The organism is Marinobacter alkaliphilus, assembly GCF_055394375.1.
Map to the genome: position 1 here is coordinate 2,447,164 of NZ_AP043751.1, position 24,828 is coordinate 2,471,991.

The window sequence follows — 24,828 nt, forward strand, 5'->3', positions numbered from 1 at the left end:
AATTCCGTAACTACAGCGCAGGCTTGCCGTTGGCGTCGTTCACTGTTTGTCGGCAGGCGGGGAAATTACTGCAGCCCCAGAACCAGCCTTTTTTGCTTTGGCGCCTCACCAGGGGTGAAAAGCAATGGGGGCACGGCACGGGTTTCTGCCCGGTTCCGTCTGCCGGTGCACTGTCTTCCAGAGGGCGCGTGCCGTTACATTTTGGGTAGCGGGTGCAGGCAAAGAAACGTCCGAATTTTCCTTCCCGCTCGACCATGGGCGCCCGGCACTTTGGGCAATGCACCGACGTTTCGCTGACCGGAGTTCCGGTCGCATCGGGCGCCCGATGAATGAATTCGCGGATTTCCTGCTTTAGCGACTCCAGAAATGCCCTGGGGTCGTCTTCGCCACGGCGGATGCTCTCCAGTGTTGCTTCCCAGACCGCTGTACGGTCCGGGGTACGGATAGTGTCCGGCAGCGCCGCAATCAGCGCCTTGCCTTTGTCGGTGGCGCGGATGAATCGCTTTTCCCGGTACAGGTAATCTCGCCGGAACAGTGTGTCGATAATGGCGGCGCGGGTGGCTTCCGTGCCAAGGCCATCGGTCTCCCTCAGGGTTTTGCGCAGTTCCGGGGCCGCCACGAAACGAGCGATGTTGGTCATCGCCGACAGCAAGGTGGCATCGGTAAAGTGCTGGGGTGGCTGGGTTTTGCGTTCGGTTACCGTGGCGTTGCTGCAGGTGACCGGCTCACGACTCTCCAGCCTTGGCAGCGGTGGTTTTTCCGGCTCGTTGTTGTTCTCCCGAAGTTTCAGCTCCAGGGCTTTCCAGCCGGGGGTGAGTATCGCCGTCTCGGTGGCCCGGAATCTGTGTTCCTGAACCTGCACCGTCAGTTTTCCCTCACGGTGAACTGCATCCTGGGCGAACTGCATCAGATAGTAGCGGCTGATCAGGTTATAGATCTTTTCCTCGGCGGCCGTCAGCTTGCCATTCGGGGCAGGGCGGACGGTCGGAATGATCGCGTGGTGGGCGTCCACCTGTTTGTCGTTCCAGGCCGCGGAGCGCCGGTTACTGTCCAGTTGCCCGGTAAGCGCTTCCAGCTCGCCGGATACCCGACCAATGGCGCGAATCACCTGCTCCCGTTGATGAAAATGTTCCTCGGGCAGGTAACGGTTGTCGGACCGGGGGTAGGTGATCAACTGGTGCCGTTCATACAGATTCTGGGCGGTGTCCAGCACATCTTTGGCGCCCATCCGCAACAGCCGCCCGGCTTCTATCTGCAGTGCCGACAGGGACAGCGGCAGGGGCGGTGGCTCGGGCCGGTCCCGGAAGCGGGACTCAGTGATGGTGCCGGGCCGACCGTTCACGGCATGGGCAATTTGCTCGGCTACCTCTCGGCTGAGCAGGCGTTTCTCTTCGTCCAGGTGGTCCTCATAGCCTTCATCCGGCAGCCAGCGGGCGGTAAACGGGCGTTGGTCCGCGTCCTCTTCGGATGCCTGGAATTGTCCTTCAATGCGGTACCAGGGTTTGGGCTCGAAGTTCTCGATGGTATTGTCCCGCTCCACGACCAGGCCAAGCACCGGCGTTTGTACTCGGCCAACCGAGTAAACGCCGTCCTGACCCTGTTGCTGGTAGCTCAGGGTGTAGAACCGGGTGAGGTTGATACCATACAACCAGTCGGCCCTTTGTCGGGCCAGGGCAGAATGGGATAGCCGGCGGAATTCCTTGTTGTCTCTCGGTGCCTGAATGGAGCGTGCAACGGCGCTGGGAGTCAGGTCGTTAATCAGTACTCGCTTGACCGGAACGGTGGTGCCAACGTAGCGCAGCACTTCGTCGACGAGGAGCTGGCCTTCTCGGTCGGGGTCGCCGGCGTGGGTGATCATGTCGGCCTGTCGAATCAGGGATTCGAGCACCTTGAGTTGCTGTTTTACGCTGTCTTTGGGGATAAGCTGCCATTGTTTCGGGAACATGGGCAGGTCTTCCTGGCGCCACTTTTTCCATGCCGGGTTGTAGCGCGCGGGCTCGGCCGGCTCCAGCAGGTGGCCGATGCACCAGCTGACGGTGGCGGCTTCCTGGCCGTTTCCGCATCGAATCCAACCCTGGCCTTTCTGGTGCGGGCCGGGGAGGGCGGCGGCGATGGCTCTGGCCAGGCTGGGTTTTTCGGCGATGTACAGATGCATGGTGTTGGTGGTTCGCTGAGAGGCATCGGAATGTGTCTGTTTGGGGCTTTTGTGTCAAGGGCTTCGGGCTTATCGTTTGTTGTGTAGTAGACTGGTTGTGTTGGGGGAGGCGGCTGTGGTGACTTAAACGGACGGTTGTGGAGTAGTTATGAAAGTTCAGAACGCAATTGAAGCAAAACTTAAAGACGGGTTTGCCGCGCAGCTGCTGGCTGTGGAGAACGAGAGCCATATGCATTCGGTGCCGCCGAATTCGGAAACCCATTTCAAGGTGACGCTGGTGTCGCCGGAATTTGCCGGTCAGATGAAGGTTAAGCGGCATCAGGCCATTTATAAAGTGTTGGCGGATGAGCTGGCGGGGCCTGTGCATGCTTTGGCGTTGCATTTGTATACGCCGGAGGAGTGGGCGGCCAGTGGTCAGGCGGCGCCGGATTCGCCCGGTTGTATGGGTGGGTCTAAGGGCGATGACGCCATGGCTGAAAAATTGGGACAGGGAGTGAATTCATGAGTCAGTTTTTCCAGATCCATCCTGAGAATCCGCAGAAGCGGTTGATCAACCAGGCGGTTGATATTCTTCGTAAGGGTGGGGTGATTGTGTATCCCACGGATTCCGGGTATGCGCTGGGTTGTCACCTGGGTGACAAGCAGGCGGCGGATCGTATCAAGCGTATCCGGAAGCTGGATGACAAGCATAACTTTACGCTGGTGTGCCGGGATTTGTCGGATATTGGTGTGTACGCCAAGGTGGATAACACTCAGTACCGTTTGCTGAAGACGTTCACACCGGGGCCGTATACGTTCATTCTGCCAGCCACCAGTGAGGTGCCGCGCCGGTTGTTGCATCCCAAGCGTCGGTCTATTGGTGTGCGGGTGCCGGATAACGAGATTGTTCGGGAGCTGCTGGGCGAGTTGGGCGAGCCGATCATGAGCAGTACCCTGATTCTGCCCGATGAAACTGAGCCGATGACCGATCCCTATGAAATCCGGGATGTTCTGGAACATGAGCTGGATTTGATCATTGATGGCGGGTTCTGTGGGATGGAAGCGACTACAGTGGTGAACTTTCTTGGGGATGCGCCCGAGGTCACCCGGGTTGGTAAGGGCGATCCCGCCCCGTTTCAGGTTTAACGGTCAAAGACCAATGCCACCCGGGTATCAGGCCCGGGTGTTCAGGTTGAAGGCGTAGCGTTGTACGCTGTTACCGAAGTCGGGTTGGCCGCTGTTGGCGTTGCGTTTCAGGCTGTCGTAACGGTGGATGACATCCTGTAATCCGTTGAACTGCTGGTTGTCGCTGAGCAGTGAATCCAGTAGGGAGTTGTTCACGCCGTAGGCCTGATTGAGCTTCAGGGCGTTATCCATAAAGTGCAGTGTCGGTTCGCTGACGCTCAGCCGACTGAAGGCTTCCCGGAAGCCCCGGTTGTTGTTCAGGTCCATTTCAATTCTTTCGCGAAGCTCCTCGGGCAGCTTCCCCTCAACTACCGCATTGCCGTTCTCACCTTTTCCCACGCTCAGGGCCGTTGCCGGGTGCAGGTTGTACTCGGCAAGTTTGTGCCGGAGGGTTTCACGAACAAAGGAAAGATCCTGTGCAACGGTCTGTTTGTACTGGCCGAGTGGGAGCTTGCGAGCTTTCAGGCTGCCGGGGTCCAGCTCTGACTGCCCGGACGGGGTAAAGCGGTCATCACCCGGGCTACCGGCGGCTTCGGGTTGCTTCGTGGCAGCGGGTTTCTCACCATCAGGGTTGGCTGCCGGTGCCTGGCGGCTGTCCATGGCTTGCTGAAAGCGTGTGCTGGCTTGTATCAGGGATGTCAGCAAAGACATGGTGTATTTCCTCCTCGGCGGTAAATAACTGCCGGAAATCCGTTTATGGGTTGTGTTTGTGAGTAATAAGCAGGTTTTGGGCCAGGTTGTTCTTGAGGTTCGGCAGTCTGTACTTGCGCGGAAATGTAAAACTTTGCAACGAGTGTCATAGGGATCGCATCGGGCTGATCTGGGTCATATAAAAATTGACGTATGTCTATAAAGTTATGCCCGAAACTGCCGTCATAACAGATGGTTGTTCAGTTGATCTTCCGCTGCCGGGGTACCATGAAAAAACAACACTCGATCCGTTTTCTGCTGCTTGCGGCCCTGGCCGTTGCGTTTTCCATCATTTTGGCGTTTACGGTTGTCTACAGCGCCCATTCGCAGCGCGCGCACCTTGAGGAATACAGCCACAAGTATGTGGACGGGCTGGCAAAATCCTACTTTGACGGGCTCAACACCATGATGGTTACAGGCACCATCAACAACCGGGAAGTACTGCGCGATCGGGCAAAGGCATCCGAGGACGTGCTGGATATCCGGGTGGTGCGCAGTGACCAACTGAATGCGATGTACGGCGCCGGCAATGCGGAGGAGAGACGTCGCGAACCTGAAGATCTTCGAGCATTGCGTGGCGAGCGGGTGGAGCTCTACTCGGCAAATGACCAGGGCCGGGTTTATACCCTGATTGAGCCGGTTATTGCCGAGGCAGACTATCAGGGCGTGAATTGCCTGGGCTGCCACCAGGCCCAGGAAGGCGACATTCTCGGTGCCATCCGGGTGGATTATTCCCTGGCCCAGAGCGATGCCCGCCTGCAACAGCAGTTACTGGTGGGCGGTGGTGTTCAGGTGGTCATTTTCGTTGTGATTTTCTTCCTGACCGCGCTGGTTCTGGGGCGATTGGTGTTCTCCCGGTTACGTGGGTTGCATGACAGGATGGATGAAATCTCCCGGAATTCGGATCTATCCATCGAGCTGGATGTTACCCGTAACGATGAAATTGGTTCACTGTCCCGCGCCTTTAACCGAATGGTGGCGAAGATTCGGGAGAGCATGCATACGGTGATGGACAATGCCGCCCAGGTTGAAGCCGCCGCACGAACCATTGCCGGCAAGGCAGAGACCACGGAGCGTGAGGTTCTCGCTCAACGAGACAATACCGATCAGGTAGCCAGCGCCACTACAGAGATGGCGGCATCCGCAGTTCAGGTGCGGGAGAACGCGGTGAATACCGCTCGCAAATCCGCAGACACAGCGAAGGCGGCGGAGACCGGTGAACAACTGGCTCACAACGCCGTGAAAGGTATTGAGACACTTAACACCGAGGTGCAGAGCGGTGCCCAGCGAATCGAACAGCTGGACCAGCGCACCACCGAAATGGCCACCCGGCTGGAGCTGATTTCCGAGATTGCAGACCAGACCAACCTGCTGGCCCTGAACGCCGCCATCGAAGCCGCCCGCGCCGGTGAACAGGGCCGTGGATTTGCGGTAGTCGCTGATGAAGTGCGCGCGCTGGCGTCCCGCACCCAGGCCTCCACGGAGGAGATTCGCAACACCATAGATGGCCTGAAAAAAGAGGTGGTGGATTGCGTGGGCACCATGCGCCATGCCTCTGAGCTGGCGCAGCATCAGGTGGAGTCGATTCTGAAAGTGGAAACGGAATTGCAGACCATTGCGGCGGCGGTGCGCGAGATCACCGGCCTGAACGAAGAAATGGAAAGCGCGGCCAATGAACAGAGCGATGTGTCGGAATCCATCAATCACAACGTGATTGAAATCAGCCGTTCTGCGGAGCAAACCTCCAGCGACGCCCAGGAAACCGCCCGTATTGCCGGTGACCTCCTGGCCATGGCCGAAACTCTGCGTAAGACCATCGAGCAGTTCCGGTTGTCACAACACTGATTCCGGCCGCTGGTACTGGGGCGCTCAGCCCCGGTGATCCGACACGAAAGGGTTGGTAGCCCGTTCCTGGCCGAAAGTGGACATAGGGCCGTGGCCGCAGATGAAGTTCACATCATCCCCCAGGGGGAACAGTTTTTCCCGGATGGAATGAATCAGAGTGTTGTAGTCGCCTTTCGGGAAATCCGTTCGGCCGATAGAGCCATTGAACAGCACGTCACCCACCTGGGCCAGCTTTGATCCACGATGGAAAAACACTACATGGCCCGGCGTGTGGCCCGGAGTGTGCAACACCTCCAGGGTTTCATTGCCAACGGTCACCGTATCCCCGTCTTCCAGCCAGCGGTTAGGCGTGAACACCTCCGGCGCCGGAAACCCGAACATCTGCGCCTGCATGGCCAGGCCCTGAATCCAGAAGTTATCTTCCTTATGGGGGCCTTCGATGGGCAGTTCTTCCGACTTTGCCAGCTCGGCGGTACCGCCGGCGTGGTCAATGTGGGCGTGGGTGAGCAGAATTTTCTCCAGGGTAACGCCTTCGGCTTTCGCTGCTGCCCGAATGCGATCCAGATCCCCGCCCGGGTCTACGACCGCTGCTTTATGGGTTTCGGTACACCAGAGCAGGGTGCAGTTCTGTTCAAAGGGAGTGACGGGAATCACGCGGTACTTCAGGGACATAATCTGCCTCGGGTTGTAAACTTTCTGACAAGTTTACCAAGGCGACAACAGGTGAGCCATTGAACAACTACCTCGAGAAAATCCTTCAGGGCCAGGCCATCAACTACGAGGCCTTTCTGAAAAAGTTGCCGGATGTCCTGCGCCAGCGACATCGTGAGCTTTTTTCAACGGAAAAGGCGGGGCCGAACCGCTGGCGGGTAACCGTTCTGGATGAGGCTGCCTTTGAGGCGCTTCGGGAGCAGGCTGCAGCCCCGGTGAGCCGGGTAGATGCGGCGAGGAAGGGCGATTCCCACCGCCATGGCACCGAGGTGAGTTTCCTGCTGGTGTATCATCACGCCTTGACCGGCCACCGGCCGGACTCGGTAGTGATTGCCGGGGATTCGGTGGATATTGCTTATACGCCTGCATCCCGGGTGCTGGTGGTGGAAAACGAACGCAATTTTTATCATTACCGCCAGATGCTGGCCTTTACCGGGGAGTGCCTTGGCGAGCCCGTGGCTCTGAAAGATTGTGATGTAGTACTTGGCGGAGGTAACCGGATTACCCGCACGGCAGACCTGAACTGGCTGGCCGGTTACGATGAGGTGCTCTGCGCCTTTGATTACGATGCCGGCGGCCTGCAGATGTTTGCATCGGTGCGATCGGCGTTGGGCAACAAAGCCTGCTATCTGCAGCCGGCTGACTGGCAGCTCTGGCTGAGCCGCTTCCGCAAAACCCCGGACGCCACCGAAAGGTTTACAAAGGCCATCATGCTGGCGGAAGATCTGGGGTTTGTGTCATTGGCGCAGGCTTTCCGGGCCACCGGCAAATTCATGGAACAGGAGATGATTCTGGATGAGTGATTCACAGGCGAGCGCGAGCACCTTTACCTTCGGCATTCGCCGCCTGGTGCTGGTGGATTCCGCCGGCTTCTGTTATGTGGAAATTCCGGTGGATAACCATGGCCTGATTCTGGGGCCGGGCAATCTGGGTAAATCCAGCTTGCTGAACTCCCTGCGCCTGTTCCTGTTGCCGGAGAACAACTTCAAGAACAGCCGCAAGAAGTTTGCTTTCCGCAACGCCAGTGCCGGCAGTTTCTACACCAACGAAGAAAGCTACCAGCACTATTTCCCCAGCCAGTTCAGCTTTCTCATCATGGAAGCGGAGAACCCGGCGGGCACCCATTGCCAGATTCTATACCGGGACAACGCCAGCCAGCTCAGCTATGGCCGGGCCTTTGTGCCCGTGAGCTACGACCAGCTGCGGCCGCTGTTCTGGAATGGCGACGATGAAGATGGCATTGGCCAAGCGGTGCCGGAGTTGTCGTTTAGCCGGTTATCCGAAGCCCTGAAAAAGCTGTCGAAAGATACGAAGCTGGTCAACGACCCCGCCAAACTCAAATCCATGCTCTACAGCAGCGAGCTAATGAACGCCAATGCCGTGCGCTATTCGGTGTTGCCGTTGGGGGAATCCGACGAGCGCCGGGTGCAGTCCCTGCGCACGCTGATTTTGCTGCTGTTCGAGATGAAGGCCGACGACCAGGCCATGGCCAATGCGGTGGCCAGTATCATCGAGGCGGACAAGAAGTTTGCCGATGATGCCTTCGATTTCAACATCGACGATTTTCTGAATCGCCATGACCAACTGAAACAGCAGCAAAGCCAGCTCAACCGAATCGAGAAGGAGCGACCAAGGTTTGAGAAGCTGAACCGCGACTACCAGGCCTATCAGACTTTGCTGCGCAGCCAGCACGATTTTGCCGCCTTTCGGGACGGCGTGGCCAGTGCCCTGGCGGACATCGGCGCCAAACGGCGGGTGGCGCTGGACGCCTTTAACGAACAGAACGACACCCTGCGCCACGTGCTGCAAACCCTGAAAAAACTGGAACAGGAAGTCAGCGGACTGAAAGGCGAGATCCGCTCCGCTGACCGTCGCATCAAGCAGGCGGAGCAGAGTCAGAAAGACGGCGAGCTGCTGGTTGCGCAATACGGCGAGATGACCCTGCAGGAAATCGCGGACATCCAGACCGAAGAATTGGAAAGCAAGAAGGGCCACCTCGCCGCCCTGAAAAGCGCCGCCCAGGCGGAGATTCGTCTGGAACAGATCCAGCGCAAGAAGCTGGACCTGGAACGACAGCTGGAAAGTCTGAGAGACCGGGAAAGCAAGCAGCAGTGGCAGTTGCAGAACCAGCTGGACGAAGCCACCGCCGCGCCGCTTCGTGCTGTCGATCCCCGGTTGATGATGGCCAGTCCGGGTCAGGATCTGGATGCGGACAGCAAGTCCACTATTGAAGCCTTCGCGCGATTGTTCATACCCAACGATCAGGGTTTTGACTGGTTTGACGCCGAATACCAGAGCCAACCCGCTCGCCACACCAACTTTGCCGAACAGCGGCATCACATCGAAAGTGAACGAAACAGCCTTGAAAGAGAACGTTCAGAGCTCGCGGACACCGCCAATCAGGAACACGACCGGCCCCGGCTGATTGAGCGAACGGAAAAAGAAATCCGCGCTATTGAGAAAGACCTGGAAACGCTACAGCGCTATCCGGCGGCGGCCACTACCCTGAAAGACGCGACGGAGGAAAAGCTGGCGGCGGAAGAACAGCTCGCCAAACTGGACGAGCAAGCCCGCCTGGAGCAGGAAAAACAGGACGCGGTGCAACAGAAGGCCGCCAAGGCCAAGGCTGAGAAAGACCGCATCGAGGAACGGGAGCGGGAGCTGGCGGGCCTGAGCCGTAGCGTAGGCACCGTTGAACACCGCTTCCCGCACCTGAAAGCGGTGGACGCGGAACAGCCACTGGCCATTGAGAAAGTCTCCGCTGCCGCCTTTGACGACCTGCAAACCCAGCTGGACGATCTGGAAGAACGGCGCCGCAACATACTCGATCACCTGCGCCAGTTCGTTTATCTGGGCATCCACGAGGACAGCGACGGCGAGTTGCAGAAAGATAGCCCAGCGTCGTCCATTATTCGTGAGACCTTCAAGAGTCTTGCGGACCTGTTCGCCGGTATGGCCGAGCGTTGGCAGGTATTGGAAGAGCAGATTGCCATCCACAACGAGACCGTGGCCAGCTACCGCCAGGCGTTGAAATCCAACCACGAACACATTGCGCGCTTTGAAGCCCAGCTCAATCGGGAGCTGGACGGCGTTCGCATCAACGACCTGGTGGAAATTCGGGTGGACATCCACACCGACCCGAAATTCCGCAACCTGGTGGAAGAAGCCAACAACATCGACCCGTACGGCAACCAGTTGCAGTCCGACGCCTTCTACGACCGCCTGCGGGTGTTTGTGGCCGACTTTTTCGGCGAGCAGGGCGGCAGCAAACGCCTGACCATGGACAAGGTGATCACCGGCATTTCCTACCGCACCCGCAAGGAAAACGCCGCGAACCTGGACAAGAAAGGCCAGTCCACCTCCACCACCGCGCTGATCAACCTGGAACTGGTGTACCGGCTGCTCAAGCGGGTGCTGTACCCGGGCGTGCAGTTGTCGTTCCCCATGGTGCTGGATGAGCTGGCCAGTGTAGATATCAGCCAGATGCCGTCCTTGCTGGAACGGCTGCGCAGACAGGGCTTCAACCTGTTCTCCGCCGCCACTCACAGTGCCAGTGCCGAAGTGATCTACCTGATTGGTCGGCACCTGGAAGTGGGGCAAATGCGCACGGCGCGGCCATACAGCCCGCAACGGACCCTGGTGTTCTGGGGCGGCGCCGAAGGCTTCACCGGCGGCGAACCGCTGAGCCATTGGGCGGACCAGACCCAAAACAGCCTGCTGGAGCCGGTGGATGAGTAAGCGCTTCAGCACCCTGGATACCACCCGGCTGCTGTTCGAGCACCCGAAGATCCTGTTCCGAATGATCGAACGCATGGACCGGAATGAGGCCCGCTACATTCGTGAAAGCGACCTGGTGACCGAGGTGATGGACTATACCGGTAACCTCGGTAAGGCCGACCGGGACCGGGTCCGGCTGGCCATGAACACCGACAACCTGTTCCGTAGCGGCCTGATCATCGACATCATCAAGGCCGACGGCGAGCGCCGGCTGGTGTTCCAGGACGCCCTGATCAATCTGATGCGCGCCTGTAACGCCTCGCTGTATCAGGAGCTGACCGACGCCCGCCTGCGGGGCCATTTGGTGACCCTGCGGGATGTACGCAACCGCCTTGAAATCAGCAGTTTCAGTGAAGCAGACCCGGATTACACCGAACTGCGGGACGACCTGAACGAACGGGTTAGCCAGCTCATCGGCCTGTTGCGCCAGAACGTGCTGCGGATGCAAACCATCAGTGCCCAGCTGGCGGACTTGTCTGGTGATGCCAGCCGGGCACCGGAAAAGTACCTGGAGTTTCGCCATAACCTGTTTGAACAAATCGTGACCCTTTACGACCGGCACATTAAACCCACCCTGGTCTTCCTGAACCCGGACACCCGTCTGCCCGATGGCAGCAATTTGTTCGAAACCCTGGAAGCCATGGTCCGTTTGCTGGAAACCAACGACAACCACAGCCTGGCGGACCAGATTTTCCGCTCGTCCCTCAGCCTGAACGCGCTGTACAAACCCATTCAGGCAGTGGCCCAGGAAGTGGAGCACTTCCTGCGCAAAACCCGCCGGGGCATGGCCCAGTACAATGCTATGGAGCACTTCTACGGCAAGCTGCGGGCGCTCAAAGACGACACCGAAACCCTCAGCCTGCGCCGCAAGTGGCTGGAAGGTGGGGAGTTTGCCCGCAGCACCGGATTTCTGGTGGGGCTGCGGGCACAACAGCGGCCCAAGCATTATGCCTTTGGCCAGTCTTCCAGCTACTACCAGCTGTTGTTCAGCGAACTGGACCTGCGCCTGAGTGATCTTCGCCGCAAAGCGGAAGTGCCGGTGCTGCAGGAAGTGGATGGCAGCGGCCGCCATAGTCGTATCGACGTTCAGCGCATCAACCAGCTTTACCAGTGGCTGGAAACGCTGGAGCTGAGGCCTACGGCGGATCTGGTGCGGGAGCTGCACGGCCGGCTGGATGGTTTTATTCCCGGCTACCGCTTTCCGGACCTGCTGGCAGCGTTGAACCGCTTGGTGAATTCGCCACCTGAGGGTATGCAGGTGGTCACCACCAACCGCTTCCGCACCCTGGAGCAGGCGCCGGACAGCGAGCAATTCGTCTACCGAAAACGCCGGCTTGAACCCGGCGTAACCGACATCAAACAAGAGCCAAGCCATGCCTGATTTTTCTGACATGACCGAGACGGAAAACAGCCTTAGCGCAGCGCCCGTCGGCAGCTTCGAGCAGATCCTGCCCGCCCACAGCGCCGCCATCTACCGTGAGTTCCAGGCCGGCCGGGTGATCGTGCGGGACGTGTGGGACAACAACCGCTCGGAGCTGCGGGCCAATCCACTATACAACCTGCTGTACAACCACTTATCCCACTTTCGCACCTTTTACGAACACCTGGGCAGTGAGCTTGTATTCAATGAAACCGGCGCATTTTTCTTCCTGAAAGAAAGCAGCGACGATGAGAGCGAAGAGCACGATGAGAACGCCTTCAGGGTACAAGTAGTGTTGTTGTTGATTGGTCGTTACTTTGCCCGCAGCGGGAGGGATCTGGATTACCTGGGGCGGCCAGACGCCGGCCTGAATGAGCAGGACCTTGAAGCTATGGCCGGAGACGACGAGTACCAGGACATTCTCCGGGCCGCCCGGTTCGAGAAAGGCCTCACGGAAGCCCTGGATTACCTGGAGAAGCGAAATCTGGTGTTCCGGGCTGGTGCCGGGCGGTATTTTCTTAGTTCTGCAGGCCTGTATTTTCTCGGCCAGCTGGTGCAGGAATATGAGCAGGCCTGAGCGGTTTCAGGCGTAGGCCACGGCGTTACGGCCACTGGTTTTAACGCGATACATGGCGGCGTCCGCCTGTTTCAGGAGGTCTTCCGCCGCCAAGCCGTGGTCCGGATAGAGCGCAACGCCAACAGAGGCGCCTATCTGGATATTGTGCCCCTGGATGTGGAAAACATCGTTCAGAACGGCGACGATTTTGTCGGCAATAGGCTTGGCGTCGTCATCGCCATGCAGCGGCCCGGTAATCACCACAAACTCGTCACCGCCTCGCCGGCCCACCACATCGCTGCTGCGAATGCAGTGTTTCAGACGCTTGCCAACATTGCGTAGCAGCTCGTCACCCACCTGATGGCCATAGTTATCATTCACAGGCTTGAACTTATCCAGATCCAGGAACATCAGGGCAAAATGGCTGTTATCCCGGCGCGCCTGCTGAATGGCCTGCTCCAGGTGGTTCTCCAGTGCCACCCGGTTAGGCAGGCCGGTCAGTTCATCGTAATGGGCAAGCCGGATCATCTGTTTCTCGGCCTGTACCCGCTCCGTGATATTGCTGAAGGTCAGCACCAGTTGCCGGATCTGGCCATTTTTGTTTCTGACGGGTGACACCGTCATCAGGTTGGGAATGGTGAGGCCCTGATGGCCCTTCAGCCAGACCTCACCTTGCCAGGCGTTCACCGTGACCAGCTGTTTCCGAATCTCCTCCAGAACAACACCTTTTCCTTTCTGACAGTCCAGAAAGTCTGTCAGTGGCTTGCGATGTAACGCTCTGTTTGCTTCACCGGTAATGTCGGAAAAAGCAGGGTTGGCCCGAACGATCATAAAGTTTGCATCGGTGATCAGAATCGCCTCATGAGTGTGTTCGAACACCTGGTAGGCCAGCCGCAGCTCTTCGGTGGAACGGGCGATCTGAGACGTTTGCTTTACCATCGCGCCGACAATCGGTTTCAGTGACCTCCAGACCAGCAACCCCGCAAGCGCAGAGAGCATAAGGATAGCCAGAATACTGATCATGATATCAACGATAACGTCGGCGAAAACCCGTGAGGTTCGGGTGTACATATGCAGTTCCCAGCCATAACCCGCCAGTGGCCGGTGGAACGTGAGCACTCTGGAACCATCGTCAAGCCTTGCCCGGAAAGCACCGGAGCGGTCTCGGGTGGACACTCCCTGCCTGACAGCCAGGCAGCCCTCAGGGGCCGTTAGCTCGATCTGATCCGTCTGTGGGTTCAGGATAATACGCTTGGTTCTCTGGCTGTCGAGCAGACAAAGTGATGAATCCGGCTGACCCTGGAAGACCTGCGCCAGAGAGTCCGGCGAGAACAGGAGCTGGTCATAACCTACCACCCGTCCTTCGGCCAGTATTGGGCTTGCTGCCTGCAGCAGCGGGCCGCTGGTTTCGCCGGACACCAGCGCGAATGCATTGATGTCCAGGGTATCGGAGAGAGGGATATCCGCAGGTAGATCATTGGCCCAGGGCCCGACCCTGACCAGTTCGTTGCCGGCAGCGTCGTATCGGATTAATACTGCAAGGTCTTCTATGATTCGGGCTGCGTCTTGCAGTCTCGGGCGGGAAAACGTGTGCACAACACCGGCTGAAACCTCACCTTTGGCGTGTTGGCCCAGCACCTTTGCCAGTTCTGAGCGGCTGGCGGTCTGGCGGGCCAGGTCCTGGTGCTGATCAAAAACAGCTCTGACGTTCTCTGCTTTCGCGTCTGCAACGCCCTCAGCTGTCTGTGCCGCCTGGGTGTGAATCTGGTTGATCAGTGGAGCAGAAACCACTGCGGCAATAATGATGCCCGTCATAACCACGGCAACAATGGCGGTGGTGATGATGCGGCGTTTCTGCTCAAAAATATCCATCAAGACGGGTCCGAAAAGCACTACCTGAGGCAATGGTATCCGTTTCTTGCAAACCGTAAAGCGGATTGCGGTACTTTTATGTAATAAACTGCTACGGGTCAAATGGCTTGCACTCTCCTGTGTTCCTTGAAGGGACAGCGGTTAGCGATGCATGACTCCTATGGTGCCGGCGTTCCGTGTAGACTAAAACCTTTCAGGTTGCCGGGAGTACTCGATGCAAGAGCCTGTGCTGTTCAGAACCCACCGTCGCCGGAGTGTGCTCTGGCTGGCACTGATTGCGCTGGCTGTTGCCGTGCTGGTGGCGGTTCGGTTTCAGCCGCAACCGGTGGAAGAGCGGCTGGTACGCCTGCATGCCCAGGATGTATTTGGCGCAGGTTCGACGGTGCTTGCCGAGCCACTGCCGGTGCAGGCCCTGCTGCTTGATTATCGGGACGACCGCCTGCTGTTGTTGAAGGCCCAGGCGGCGCTGCAGGTGTACCCGGAACACACCAGGTTTCTGATGGAGTTATTCGGGGAGGAACCCGAGTTCCAGGATGCCTTGAAAGCCCACGGTGAGTATCTGGTTCCCCCTGTGATTCACTTCTACCAGAACCCAGTTCGGTCCATCGAAGTAATGAATCGCGTGGCCGGAACCCGCCAAACCCTCACACCCGAACAGCGCGCCTGGTATGCCGTCAATTTTGCCAACAAGGAAGGGCAGGATTTCACCGGTCAGTTTGTGGTGGGCCCGGACGGGAATGTCGAGTGGATCTGGACCGATCGCATCACCGAAGGCGTTACCCAGTTCTTTACCAGCGGCATTCGCACCCTGGAATCCCGGTATCGCACCGATCAGCCCATTCGTGCCAGCGATGTGGGCTGGGCCGCCGTGGATGCCATTGTTATCGGCAGTGCGGTGAAGTTTCTGAAAGCGGGCAGGGCGGCAGCCACCACGGCGCGGGCTTCTACCGTCACTGCCCGTTCAGCGGCTTACAGCACGCGCCTTGCCCGGGCCGGGCGCATGGCCTCGGTTATGGTTGGTCATGCCAAATGGCCCGCCGTGGCTGCCCTGGCCTATGTGGCCGTTCGACACCCGTTGGTGCTGAACGACCTGTTCGCCGGCGCTGCCAAAGTACTCGGCGTGCCACCGTGGATGGTACAGGTACCCGGCTGGTTCCTGATTCTGCTGCCGTTCCTGTTGCTGTTACGCTGGATGACGCGGGTTTGCCTGTGGTTTGTTCCCGCCAGGCGCTCCCGAGTGCAGTAATAAATTTTGGGGTCAGACCCCAAGACATTTGAAGCGGTGAAATGTTCTGGGGTCTGACCCCAAATTACCAGGCCAGCCAGATAGTGTGCCTGGCTCCCTTGCCGGGGCGCAGGGCCCGCACAACCACCGGTTCCACCGAGAACCCGGCACGGCGCAGGCGTTCGGTGAAGGCGTGTTCCGGGCCGGCGGACCAGTAGGCCAGAATGCCGTCCCTACTCAGGGATTTCTGGGCAGCAGCAATGCCTTCGGGTGAGTAAATCCAGTTGTTTTCCTTGCGGGTAAGGCCTTCCGGGCCGTTATCAACATCCAGCAAAATGGCATCCCAGTTGCCATCACCCTGTCTCAGAAGTTCTGCCACGTCGCCTATGTGCACCTGGGCTCGGGCATCGTTCAGCGGATAGCCGGCCGCCGAGCCCAGGGGGCCACGGTTCCATATTTCAACCTCCTGGACCAGCTCCGCCACCGTCACCCGCGCTTTTTCACCGGTTGATGCCAGTGCCGCCGCCAGGGTAAAACCCATCCCCAGCCCGCCAATCAGAATACGCGGCTCTGGCAGATGGCTCAGGCGTTCACAGGCCAGCGTGGCAAGGGCATCTTCAGAACCATGCAACCGGCTGTTCATCAGTTCACCAGGCGCCCCAGCGATCTTGATGGAAAACTCGTCATTGCGCTGCAGCAGGCGCAAGCGGGTGCCGTTGCCGGGGATGGTTGCGGTGCCAATTTCGTTAAAGCGGGCCATTCGATGGATTCCGGTGGTGACAGGGTAGGCGGCATTGTAACCCCAAACTGGGCGCAGCTAAGCGTGAGCGCTCCAAATATTCGGTGTCAGAATATTTTACATGTGAGTGGTGCGCCGTTTTGCTGGCCGTTTGAAAACCCAGTGATACGTGCCATGGTTCGATAATTGCTTTAAATTACCCTGATGGATCATAGGTAAATCGAGGGACTGAACGCGTGAAGAATCTACTGACTATTGTGCTTGCCTGTTTGGCGCCGGCCGCAAACGCCGCGCTAATCACCTACAGCTACGACCACCCCATTATGAACCCGTACGAGAGTCATAATGCCACCGCGATAATCGAGGTTGATTCGGTGCTGCGTGGCCTGGTTTCTGTTCAGTTTACCAGTGACCCGATAACGTTCAGTTGGACTGGGCTTGTACCGTTGATGTATGACCAACCGATATCCGATACCGACGCCCTTTACGAGAACGGATTCGAACCCTTTGTGGTAGATAACTTTGAGTTTTTCCTTTTTCTCGACCTGTTTTACCTCGAGGCCGGCAAGGATATTTTCGACAACCTGCACCTCACCGCACCGTTTGAGGGTGCGCACGTCGGTAATCGGGACTCTGGGGACTACTACTGGCTGACTGGTCGCCTTAAGAAGATTGCGCCGGCCAAGGTCCCCGAGCCTTCCAGTCTATTGCTGTTGCTTGCGGGTTTGCTGGGGATTGCCGGGTACCGATGGGTCAAGTCAATCAGGGGCGTTTCCCGGGTACCCTGCTAGAGGCGGTTGACCTTCTCTCTCAGGGTGCAAGAGTGTTCAGTGGTCGAGGGTAATAACAACACTTGAATAAGGTTGTTTGGTACCCCCGGCAGGACTCGAACCTGCTACCTTCCCCTTAGGAGGGGGACGCTCTATCCAGATGAGCTACGGGGGCATTTCAGAAGAGGCGGTATGATAGCCGGCAAGGGCTTGTGGCTCAAGGGGTGTCCGGTTATGGTTGGGCCTTGTTCTCTTGGTCTGTCGCTTTTATGGATGCCAATACCCGGATTGCTTTGTCTTTAAGCGTGGTCGTACCCGTGTGGCGGGAGGCGGCCGGTATTGAAGAATCTTTGCAGAGGCTACAGCCCATCCGCCAGGCCGGTCACGAAGTGATTGTGGTAGACGGCGGCAGCCCGGATAACACGGCTGACTTGTCGCGCCCGTTGTGTGACCGGTTGCTGGTATCTGAACCTGGGCGGGCAGTGCAAATGAACGCGGGCGCTGCCGCTGCCCGTGGCGGCCTGATTTTGTTCCTGCATGCGGATACGCGCCTTCCCCCCGATGCCCTCGAACAGTTAACTGAAAGCCAACGCCTTGGTCGCCCCTGGGGGCGATTTGACGTTCGCCTGAGCGGCCGGCACGTCATGTTTTCTGTGATTGCCTGGTTTATGAACTGGCGCTCCCGGCTCACCGGCGTTTGCACGGGGGACCAGGGTATTTTCGTGCGTCGGGACGTGTTCGAGGCGTTGGGTGGCTATCGCGCCATGCCATTGATGGAAGATGTGGAGTTGTCCAAACGCCTGAAACTGGTGGCACGCCCTTACTGTATTTCTTCGGTGGTAATTACCGACAGCCGGCGCTGGGAGCAGGGCGGTGTGTGGCCCACAATTGTGCTGATGTGGCGCCTGCGTTGGCGTTATTGGCGGGGCGACAGTCCCGAATCCCTGGCTGCCCTTTGGCGGAGGAACGTGCGCCATGCTAGACACTGATCATTCACCGGCGATTCTCATGCAGTTTGCCAAATGGCCGCAGGCGGGCCGGGTCAAAACCCGGTTAATTCCGGCCCTCGGTATTGAGGGCGCGCTACAGGCCCATATCACCCTGAGTCTGGAGGTACTGGATAATCTGTGTGCCACGGGCTATGACGTCAGCTTCTGGTGGGATCGTCCGTTGGATCAGCCGCCTGAAGAAGCTGCTCCCTTGCTGGCCAATATCGAAGCAGCCAAATTGCCCCAGTCTTTTCAGCAAGGTGGCGATCTGGGGGAGCGAATGGCCAGGGCGTTGGGGCAGGGTATTGCATCTCATCACCGGGCGGTGGTGATTGGCAGTGATTGTCCATCAGTAGACCCCGGTTATGTGCGCTCCGCGGTAGCGGCTCTGGAGCATTACGATGTGGTGCTGGGCCCGTCGGATGATGGTGGTTACGTGTTAATCGGTGCTCGCAGGCTGGCGCCCGGTGCGCTGGAAGGTATTGCCTGGGGTACGCCAGATGTTATGCAGCAAACCCTGCAGAGGATGGATGCGGCGGGGCTCAGCGTTTACCTGCTGGAACCCCGCTGGGATGTGGACGAGCCGGAAGACTGGCAGCGCTTCCGGCGTATGGTTGGCCAACGTTAGCGTTCTACTCGGGCTGGCACGGCATCCCGCTGGCGCAGTCGGTCAAGAACGGACCGGCTGTTCTCGCCATCATCGCCCGTAACCACCAGCAGTGCCCTTTGGCGCTCTATCATGGCGTTGCGGAAGGTCGTTTTCAGCTGATCCAGGGTAACTTTTTGAATGGCGTCCGCCAGGCGCTCCCGGCTGTCGAAGGCGGTGTTCCCCCGGTCGATTTCCCGCCAGTAACGGCCCGACACCTCACCTAACTGCCGGTCTCGCTGAAGCAACTGGCTGATCACCGCTTGTTTCTCCCGAGCCAGTCGCTCGGACGTTAACTCTGCCAGACGGTCTGCGTACCCTTCAGCGAATTCCATCACCGCCTGGTCAATGGCTTCAGCCGTTGCTTCCGGAGATTGCACAACCAGCCCCAGGGCCGGTGTTTCCAGTATCTCGAAAGCGGTGGCGTAAACGATGTAGCCCAGCTGGCGGTTGGTACGGATGTCCTCATAGAAGGGGCTGCTCAGAATCTGCGCCAGCAGGCGGAACCTTGCCCGCTCCTCATAGGAGGTGTCGCGCCCCTGCAAGTACAGCGTATAGCCGGTATCCGGGTGTTCCAGAGTCAGCGTCGCCAGGGTTTGACCCTGCGGCAGCTGGCGCATGCGCGAGCGGTCTACCGTGGTGCGCTCCCGATTGTTCAATACCATGGCCTGAACCTGCCGTGCCATATTCAGTGTCGCTGCCTCCGTCAGGTTGCCGTGGGCCAGCATTACCGGGTCTGTTTGTGCAACCAGGCGGGCGCCAAAGGCTTCCAGTTCGTTCAGGGTGACTTCACGCGCGGCAGCGAGTTTATCCGGTACCGGAAAGGTGCCATCGATGAGGGCCGTTTGAATGAATTCCGAGGTTTGCTGAACCGGCCGGTCTTTGGCTTTGTTCTCAAGACCATCGATCAGTCTCTGCCGGGCAACGTCGAAACGCTGCTCAGTAAACTTGGGATCTGCAAATTCCAGCAGAATCCGGTTCACCAACTTGTAGAGCTTGTCGTTATAGCCACCCACCCGGATGGTCACACCCCGAAGATGTGGGTAAATGCTGTAGTCCAGCCCGGCCAGCCGCGCAGAATAGGCCCAGGCGTTCAGGTTGGTATCGATGGCGTCCACCAGCAATTGGGTTAGCACCTCGTTGCGGGCGGAGGATCTCGCCTGCGGAGTGCGCAGGCTGATAAACACGTTGGCTTTGGGCGTGTTGAACTGGGTGTCCCTGGCGTACCAGACAGCCAGGCCATCCAGTTCGTCCAGCAGCACTGGCTGGGCCATGGTGTTTCCGGGCACCAGCTCCAGGTTTTCCGGAACAAACGGATTGGCGGCGGGTAGGGCCAGGCGCTCAGCCAGCGTGGACTCTACTTCACTTTCGACGCTGAGCGGCGCTCTCTGCCAGGGTGTCTGATACCACTGCGTAAACTGTGGCGCTTCGAAATTCCGGTTGGGGGCAAACACCCAGACTTTGAGGTTATCGGGTGTCAGGCGTTCCAGAAGCGCTTTGTACTGTTCCGGAGCGTAACGATCCATCAGCCAGGGCGCGCTCAACAGATCTTCCGGTGGATAGTCCCGTAAAAGGCTGGATAGGCGCATGGCTTCGCGCATCGGCTCACTGCGCTCGCGAAACCGGAAGTCAATCACCGCAAGCTGTTTCATTTCCTCGAAGCGGTCTTCGTTAACTCCGGATTGCCGGACCTTGTCGATGTACCGAAACGCCAGCGCGATGATCTCGTCCTGCCGTTCGAGGCCTTCGCGCGTGAGAGACATACGGATGTCCAGCGTGGCATGATCCCCGGTATCCATTCCCAGCCCGGCCGACAACGACTCCACCAGACCCGCCTGTTTGAGGGTGTCAAACAGGCTGCCGGGGCCCTCGTGGCCCAGTAGATTGGCCACATAGGATGCCGGTTTGGTCCGGTAATTGTCCCGCTGCGATGGGATCGGGAACGACAGCGTCATGCTGCGGGAATCTCGCAGGCTTTCAGCAGTAATGCGTTCGGGCAATCTGCTCTCAACGTACAGCGGCTGTGGGTGTGTCTTGGCCGTCAGGTTTCGGTTTTCGATGGCGATAAAGCGTTCCCGGACCATCTGCTCTAACTGGTCGAGGGGCTGCGGGCCGTAAACTGCCAGTGTCATGATGTTGGCGGAATACTGGTCCTGCCAGAACTGGATCAGGTCTGGTCTCAGGGGATTCTCTTCAGTGTTTTCCAGGGTTGTCAGGTTACCGACGGCAAACTGACTGAAGGCGTGATCGGGGTTGCCCCCGGCCTTCAGAACAGACAGGAACCGGCGGCCATCTTCCTTGAGTTTGGCGGTGTACTCCGAGTGCACAGCGTTACGTTCCCGGTCGACCAGCTCCGGTGTGAACAGCGGGTGGGAGAACTGCTGGGCGAAGCGGTCAAGGGCCGGCTCAAGGAATTCTGCCTCGACATCAAAAAAATAGTTGGTGTCGGCAAATGCGGTAAAGGCGTTATGACTGCCGCCATGGCTGCGAATGAACTGCTGGTACTCGCCCGGGTCCGGATACTTCTCGGTTCCCAGGAACAGCATATGTTCCAGGAAATGTGCCAGACCCTCGCGGTCGGCGGGGTCGTTGCCGCTGCCAACGGCGACATTCATTGAGGCGGCTGCTTTGTCGGCTTCGGGGTCTGAGGCCAGAATCACCCGCAGGCCGTTGTCCAGTTCCAGAAACCGGTATTCGTTAGGGTCGTTGGGGCTTTTGGTCGGCGATGCGCCGGCAACAGCCAGAGGGCTGAGCAGCACACTGCCAAGTAAAAATAACAAAACAAACTGGAAACGGTACAGGTTCTGGAACACGGGGCGGTCAGCTGTCATGGTGCCTCTTCTGTCCGGTCAAAGTGGGGGTTTTGCTCAGTGCATGATCCCGGATTGGGTGCCAGCGGGTTGCTGGTCCAGGGTTTTGCGGGCAAGGCTGGCGGCTTTGTCGGCGTCCAGTTCGCCCGAAGCGATACGTTCAAGTACGGTTGCCATGATGGCAACGGATTGCCGATATTCGGAAAACTCCGCCTGGAAAGCTTTGTCGATCGCCTGATAGACCGCCTGGATCTTCTCCTCCCGACTACCACTGTTAGCGGCGGTGTCGTTGATGGCCTTCAGGCAGGCGCGGGCGATGGCAATGTAGCGTTCGGTATTGGGGCTGTCGTTTTGCATGCTGGTCTGGTAACTCTCAGGATCGTGGCTAGTTAGTGACGCCGTCTGGCGCGGTAAGTTCCCGATTATCGCATTGCCGGGCGAGCCTTGCATTGCCCATCGGTAATTGTGGTCGCAAGGCTCGCAGCAGGTGTTTACTGTGCTAATCTCAAACTCAGTGTGTCGGCAACAGGGACATTTTCTGCCAGGCGGAAGGCCGGTTTTTAGAGTAAAGGCTCTAACAAAAACAAAGGGTTACAGAGCAAAAGCTCTAAAAAAGTTCGATACATGAAAGTTGCAATTAAGTACAATGCCGGCCAATGGAATGCAGGTAAGACTTTAGTCTTACTCGTGCTGGTGTAATGACAACAACAGAGCAACAGGCAGGATGGAGTACCTATGAATTATTTCCTGACAGGCGGTACCGGGTTTATCGGCCGCTTTCTGGTTGAAAAGCTGCTCGCCCGAGGCGGTACCGTGTATGTCCTGGTACGTGAACAGTCCCAGGGCAAACTCGAAAAACTGCGCGAGCGGTGGGGTGTGGATGAGTCCCGGGTAAAGGCGGTCATTGGTGATCTGACCAGCAAGAACCTCGGAATCGACGCCAAGACCCTGAAATCCCTCAAGGGAAATGTCGATCACTTTTTCCATCTGGCGGCGGTCTATGACATGGGCGCCGATGAAGAGTCCCAGGCGGCCACCAACATCGAGGGCACCCGGGCGGCGGTTCAGGCGGCTGAGGCCATGGCGGCCAAGCACTTCCACCATGTGTCATCCATAGCGGCGGCAGGCCTGTTCAAGGGCACCTTCCGGGAGGACATGTTTGAGGAAGCCGAGAAGCTGGACCACCCCTATCTGCGCACCAAGCATGAGTCCGAAAAAGTGGTGCGGGATGAGTGCAAGGTGCCGTTCCGTATCTATCGCCCCGGCATGGTGATTGGCCATTCCGAAACCGGCGAGATGGACAAGGTTGACGGCCCTTACTACTTCTTCAAGATGATCCAGAAGATTCGCCATGCCTTGCCGCAATGGGTTCCCACCATTGGTATTGAAGGCGGCCGCCTGAACATTGTGCCGGTCGATTTCGTGGTGAACGCCATGGATCACATTGCCCATCTCGAAGGGGAAGACGGCAAGTGTTTCCACCTGGTGGACTCTGATCCCTATAAAGTGGGTGAAATCCTCAATATCTTCAGCGAGGCGGGCCACGCTCCCAAAATGGGGATGCGTATTGATTCCCGGATGTTTGGCTTTATTCCCCCGTTCATTCGCCAGAGCATCAAGAATCTGCCACCGGTTAAGCGCATCGCCAGTGCCGTTCTGGATGATATGGGCATTCCGCCGTCGGTAATGTCGTTCATCAACTATCCGACCCGTTTCGATGCCCGTGAAACTGAAAGGGCGCTGAAAGGCACCGGCATCGACGTGCCGCGCCTGCCAAGCTATGCGCCTGTGATCTGGGACTACTGGGAGCGTAACCTGGACCCGGATCTGTTCAAGGACCGCACCCTGAAGGGAACAGTGGAAGGCAAGGTGTGTGTTGTCACCGGTGCCACTTCCGGTATTGGCCTGGCAACTGCCCAGAAGCTGGCGGAAGCCGGTGCAATCCTGGTGATTGGCGCCCGCACCAAGGAAACCCTGGACGAAGTGGCAGCCGATCTGGAAGCCCGTGGCGGTAATATCCACGCGTACCAGTGCGATTTTTCCGACATGGAAGACTGTGATCGCTTTGTAAAGACGGTTTTGGATAATCACGGCCATGTAGACGTACTGGTGAACAATGCCGGCCGGTCTATTCGACGCTCGCTGTCCTTGTCGTTTGACCGTTTCCACGATTTCGAGCGCACCATGCAGCTGAACTACTTCGGTTCTGTGCGCCTGATCATGGGCTTTGCGCCGGCCATGCTGGAGCGCCGCCGTGGCCATGTGGTGAATATCTCGTCCATTGGGGTACTGACCAACGCACCACGTTTCTCGGCCTATGTGGCGTCGAAGTCAGCGCTGGATGCCTTCAGCCGGTGTGCGGCGGCGGAGTGGTCTGACCGTAATCTGACGTTCACCACCATCAACATGCCGTTGGTGAAAACGCCGATGATTGCGCCGACCAAGATTTACGATTCGGTACCCACGCTGTCACCGGATGAAGCTGCGCAGATGGTGGCGGATGCCATCGTTTACCGGCCGAAGCGTATTGCGACTCGCCTGGGTGTCTTTGCCCAGGTTCTGCACGCCCTGGCGCCGAAGATGGGTGAGATTATCATGAACACCGGTTACCGGATGTTCCCGGATTCTCCGTCTGCCGCTGGTAGCAAGTCGGGTGAAAAGCCCAAGGTGTCGACCGAGCAGGTGGCGTTCGCGGCCATTATGCGAGGTATCTACTGGTAAGCTGTCTCCAGGCAAGAAAAAACCCGCTTCGGCGGGTTTTTTTGATTCTGGCGGTTATCAGCTTGTCGCTTCTTCCTCTGGCTCAATGAGCGGCGGCGGAAAACCGCCCAGCTCTTTCCAGCGGTTCACGATGCCGCAGAACAGGTCAGCGGTTTTTTCTGCATCGTAGGCTGCGGAGTGGGCTTCCTTGTTGCTGAAGGGGATGCCCGCCAGCTTACAGGCTTGCGCCAGCACCGTGTGGCCATAGGCAAGGCCAGCCAGGGTTGCGGTATCAAAGGTGGAGAACGGGTGGAACGGGTTACGTTTGATGTCGGCCCGCAAGGCAGCCGCAAACACAAAGTTGTGGTCAAAGGTGGCGTTGTGGCCGACCAGAACCGCACGCTTGCAGTCGTGGGCTTTCACCGCCTTGCGGATCGGGGAGAATATTTCGCTCAGGCCTTCCCGCTCAGGAACTGCCTCACGTTCCGGGTTCCAGGGGTCGATGCCGGTGAAGTCCAGGGCAGACTGCTCCAGGTTGGCGCCTTCGAAGGGGTCAATCTGCTGTACGTGGGTTTCCCCCCGGCGCAGCAAGCCATCGTCGTCCATGGTCAGTATGACGGCGGCAATTTCCAGCAGGGCGTCCCGCTCCGGATTGAAACCGGCGGTTTCAACATCGACAACCACAGGCAGGAAGCCACGGAAGCGTTGGGACATAGGATGTGGCGGCTTGTTTTCTTCTGACACTCGAACTCCGATGTT

Annotated in this window: 20 protein-coding genes and 1 tRNA gene; 12 read left to right on the top strand and 9 right to left on the bottom strand. The window is 58.3% G+C overall.

Translation table 11 applies throughout. The features are described from left to right. Positions 1-10: 10 nt before the first annotated feature. Positions 11-2,155, bottom strand: a complete 2,145-nt coding sequence (locus ACZ5Q2_RS11195) for a DNA topoisomerase III (RefSeq protein WP_061333108.1) — start codon at positions 2,153-2,155, stop codon at positions 11-13. Positions 2,156-2,303: 148 nt separating this feature from the next. On the opposite strand from ACZ5Q2_RS11195, the gene ACZ5Q2_RS11200 reads away from it, so the two are divergent. Together ACZ5Q2_RS11200 and ACZ5Q2_RS11205 are read left to right on the top strand one after the other, a co-directional pair. Beyond that, a complete protein-coding gene (locus ACZ5Q2_RS11200; RefSeq protein WP_061333109.1) occupies positions 2,304-2,660 on the top strand; it encodes a BolA family protein in 357 nt (118 codons plus the stop codon). Then, positions 2,657-3,280 (top strand): L-threonylcarbamoyladenylate synthase, encoded by a 624-nt coding sequence (locus ACZ5Q2_RS11205; protein WP_061333110.1) that lies wholly within the window; start codon positions 2,657-2,659, stop codon positions 3,278-3,280. The genes ACZ5Q2_RS11200 and ACZ5Q2_RS11205 overlap by 4 nt, the downstream gene beginning before the upstream one ends. A 27-nt stretch (positions 3,281-3,307) precedes the next feature. Here the strand turns inward: ACZ5Q2_RS11205 and ACZ5Q2_RS11210 are convergent, their stop codons facing one another. After that, entirely contained in the window at positions 3,308-3,970 is a 663-nt protein-coding gene (locus tag ACZ5Q2_RS11210; RefSeq protein WP_061333111.1) for a hypothetical protein, read from the bottom strand. A gap of 267 nt (positions 3,971-4,237) precedes the next feature. Here ACZ5Q2_RS11210 and ACZ5Q2_RS11215 point away from each other — a divergent pair, with 267 nt between their 5' ends. Then, positions 4,238-5,854, top strand: a complete 1,617-nt coding sequence (locus tag ACZ5Q2_RS11215; protein ID WP_061333148.1) for a methyl-accepting chemotaxis protein — start codon at positions 4,238-4,240, stop codon at positions 5,852-5,854. Between the two features lie 24 nt (positions 5,855-5,878). Here ACZ5Q2_RS11215 and ACZ5Q2_RS11220 read toward each other — a convergent pair whose 3' ends face one another. After that, complete coding sequence (locus ACZ5Q2_RS11220) at positions 5,879-6,526, bottom strand: MBL fold metallo-hydrolase (protein WP_061333112.1); 648 nt, start codon at positions 6,524-6,526, stop codon at positions 5,879-5,881. Positions 6,527-6,585: 59 nt separating this feature from the next. On the opposite strand from ACZ5Q2_RS11220, the gene ACZ5Q2_RS11225 reads away from it, so the two are divergent. The 4 genes from ACZ5Q2_RS11225 to ACZ5Q2_RS11240 are packed head-to-tail and all read left to right on the top strand — an operon-like array spanning position 6,586 to position 12,339. Next, complete coding sequence (locus ACZ5Q2_RS11225; RefSeq protein WP_061333113.1) at positions 6,586-7,368, top strand: Wadjet anti-phage system protein JetD domain-containing protein; 783 nt, start codon at positions 6,586-6,588, stop codon at positions 7,366-7,368. Continuing rightward, positions 7,361-10,303, top strand: coding sequence for a coiled-coil domain-containing protein (locus ACZ5Q2_RS11230; protein WP_061333114.1), 2,943 nt, complete (start codon positions 7,361-7,363; stop codon positions 10,301-10,303). The genes ACZ5Q2_RS11225 and ACZ5Q2_RS11230 overlap by 8 nt, the downstream gene beginning before the upstream one ends. After that, on the top strand, positions 10,296-11,723 hold the full coding sequence (locus ACZ5Q2_RS11235; protein WP_061333115.1) for a hypothetical protein: 1,428 nt from the start codon (positions 10,296-10,298) through the stop codon (positions 11,721-11,723). The genes ACZ5Q2_RS11230 and ACZ5Q2_RS11235 overlap by 8 nt, the downstream gene beginning before the upstream one ends. Next, positions 11,716-12,339 carry a condensin complex protein MksE gene (locus ACZ5Q2_RS11240; protein ID WP_197463858.1) on the top strand — a complete coding sequence of 208 codons (624 nt, stop codon included), beginning with the start codon at positions 11,716-11,718 and terminating at the stop codon, positions 12,337-12,339. Before ACZ5Q2_RS11235 ends, ACZ5Q2_RS11240 begins: the two co-directional genes overlap by 8 nt. Before the next feature lie 6 nt (positions 12,340-12,345). Here the strand turns inward: ACZ5Q2_RS11240 and ACZ5Q2_RS11245 are convergent, their stop codons facing one another. Further along, positions 12,346-14,190 (bottom strand): diguanylate cyclase domain-containing protein, encoded by a 1,845-nt coding sequence (locus ACZ5Q2_RS11245; RefSeq protein WP_061333116.1) that lies wholly within the window; start codon positions 14,188-14,190, stop codon positions 12,346-12,348. A gap of 214 nt (positions 14,191-14,404) precedes the next feature. Between ACZ5Q2_RS11245 and ACZ5Q2_RS11250 the strand changes: the two genes are divergently transcribed. Beyond that, positions 14,405-15,436 carry a hypothetical protein gene (locus ACZ5Q2_RS11250; protein ID WP_061333117.1) on the top strand — a complete coding sequence of 344 codons (1,032 nt, stop codon included), beginning with the start codon at positions 14,405-14,407 and terminating at the stop codon, positions 15,434-15,436. Between the two features lie 64 nt (positions 15,437-15,500). Here the strand turns inward: ACZ5Q2_RS11250 and ACZ5Q2_RS11255 are convergent, their stop codons facing one another. Continuing rightward, a complete protein-coding gene (locus ACZ5Q2_RS11255) occupies positions 15,501-16,175 on the bottom strand; it encodes a spermidine synthase (protein WP_061333118.1) in 675 nt (224 codons plus the stop codon). 215 nt (positions 16,176-16,390) lie between these two features. On the opposite strand from ACZ5Q2_RS11255, the gene ACZ5Q2_RS11260 reads away from it, so the two are divergent. Further along, complete coding sequence (locus tag ACZ5Q2_RS11260) at positions 16,391-16,945, top strand: PEP-CTERM sorting domain-containing protein (protein ID WP_061333119.1); 555 nt, start codon at positions 16,391-16,393, stop codon at positions 16,943-16,945. A 77-nt stretch (positions 16,946-17,022) separates the two neighbouring features. Here the strand turns inward: ACZ5Q2_RS11260 and ACZ5Q2_RS11265 are convergent. After that, a tRNA-Arg gene (locus ACZ5Q2_RS11265) sits at positions 17,023-17,099 on the bottom strand. Positions 17,100-17,193: 94 nt separating this feature from the next. Between ACZ5Q2_RS11265 and ACZ5Q2_RS11270 the strand changes: the two genes are divergently transcribed. Both ACZ5Q2_RS11270 and ACZ5Q2_RS11275 read left to right on the top strand, forming a co-directional pair. Further along, the gene (locus ACZ5Q2_RS11270) at positions 17,194-17,913 is read left to right on the top strand and encodes a TIGR04283 family arsenosugar biosynthesis glycosyltransferase (protein ID WP_061333150.1); all 720 of its coding nucleotides are present in this window, start codon (positions 17,194-17,196) and stop codon (positions 17,911-17,913) included. Then, on the top strand, positions 17,900-18,541 hold the full coding sequence (locus ACZ5Q2_RS11275; RefSeq protein ID WP_061333120.1) for a TIGR04282 family arsenosugar biosynthesis glycosyltransferase: 642 nt from the start codon (positions 17,900-17,902) through the stop codon (positions 18,539-18,541). Before ACZ5Q2_RS11270 ends, ACZ5Q2_RS11275 begins: the two co-directional genes overlap by 14 nt. On the opposite strand, the gene ACZ5Q2_RS11280 is transcribed toward ACZ5Q2_RS11275, so the two are convergent. Both ACZ5Q2_RS11280 and ACZ5Q2_RS11285 read right to left on the bottom strand, forming a co-directional pair. Next, positions 18,538-21,390: an insulinase family protein gene (locus tag ACZ5Q2_RS11280; RefSeq protein WP_061333121.1), complete on the bottom strand. Its 2,853-nt coding sequence runs from the start codon at positions 21,388-21,390 to the stop codon at positions 18,538-18,540. The two genes, ACZ5Q2_RS11275 and ACZ5Q2_RS11280, sit on opposite strands and share 4 nt — an antisense overlap. 36 nt (positions 21,391-21,426) lie before the next feature. Continuing rightward, a complete protein-coding gene (locus ACZ5Q2_RS11285; RefSeq protein WP_061333122.1) occupies positions 21,427-21,726 on the bottom strand; it encodes a hypothetical protein in 300 nt (99 codons plus the stop codon). 378 nt (positions 21,727-22,104) lie between these two features. Between ACZ5Q2_RS11285 and ACZ5Q2_RS11290 the strand changes: the two genes are divergently transcribed. Next, positions 22,105-24,090 (top strand): SDR family oxidoreductase, encoded by a 1,986-nt coding sequence (locus ACZ5Q2_RS11290; protein ID WP_061333123.1) that lies wholly within the window; start codon positions 22,105-22,107, stop codon positions 24,088-24,090. 57 nt (positions 24,091-24,147) lie between these two features. On the opposite strand, the gene rnt is transcribed toward ACZ5Q2_RS11290, so the two are convergent. Further along, a complete protein-coding gene (rnt, locus tag ACZ5Q2_RS11295; protein WP_072676981.1) occupies positions 24,148-24,813 on the bottom strand; it encodes a ribonuclease T in 666 nt (221 codons plus the stop codon). Positions 24,814-24,828 lie beyond the last annotated feature (15 nt).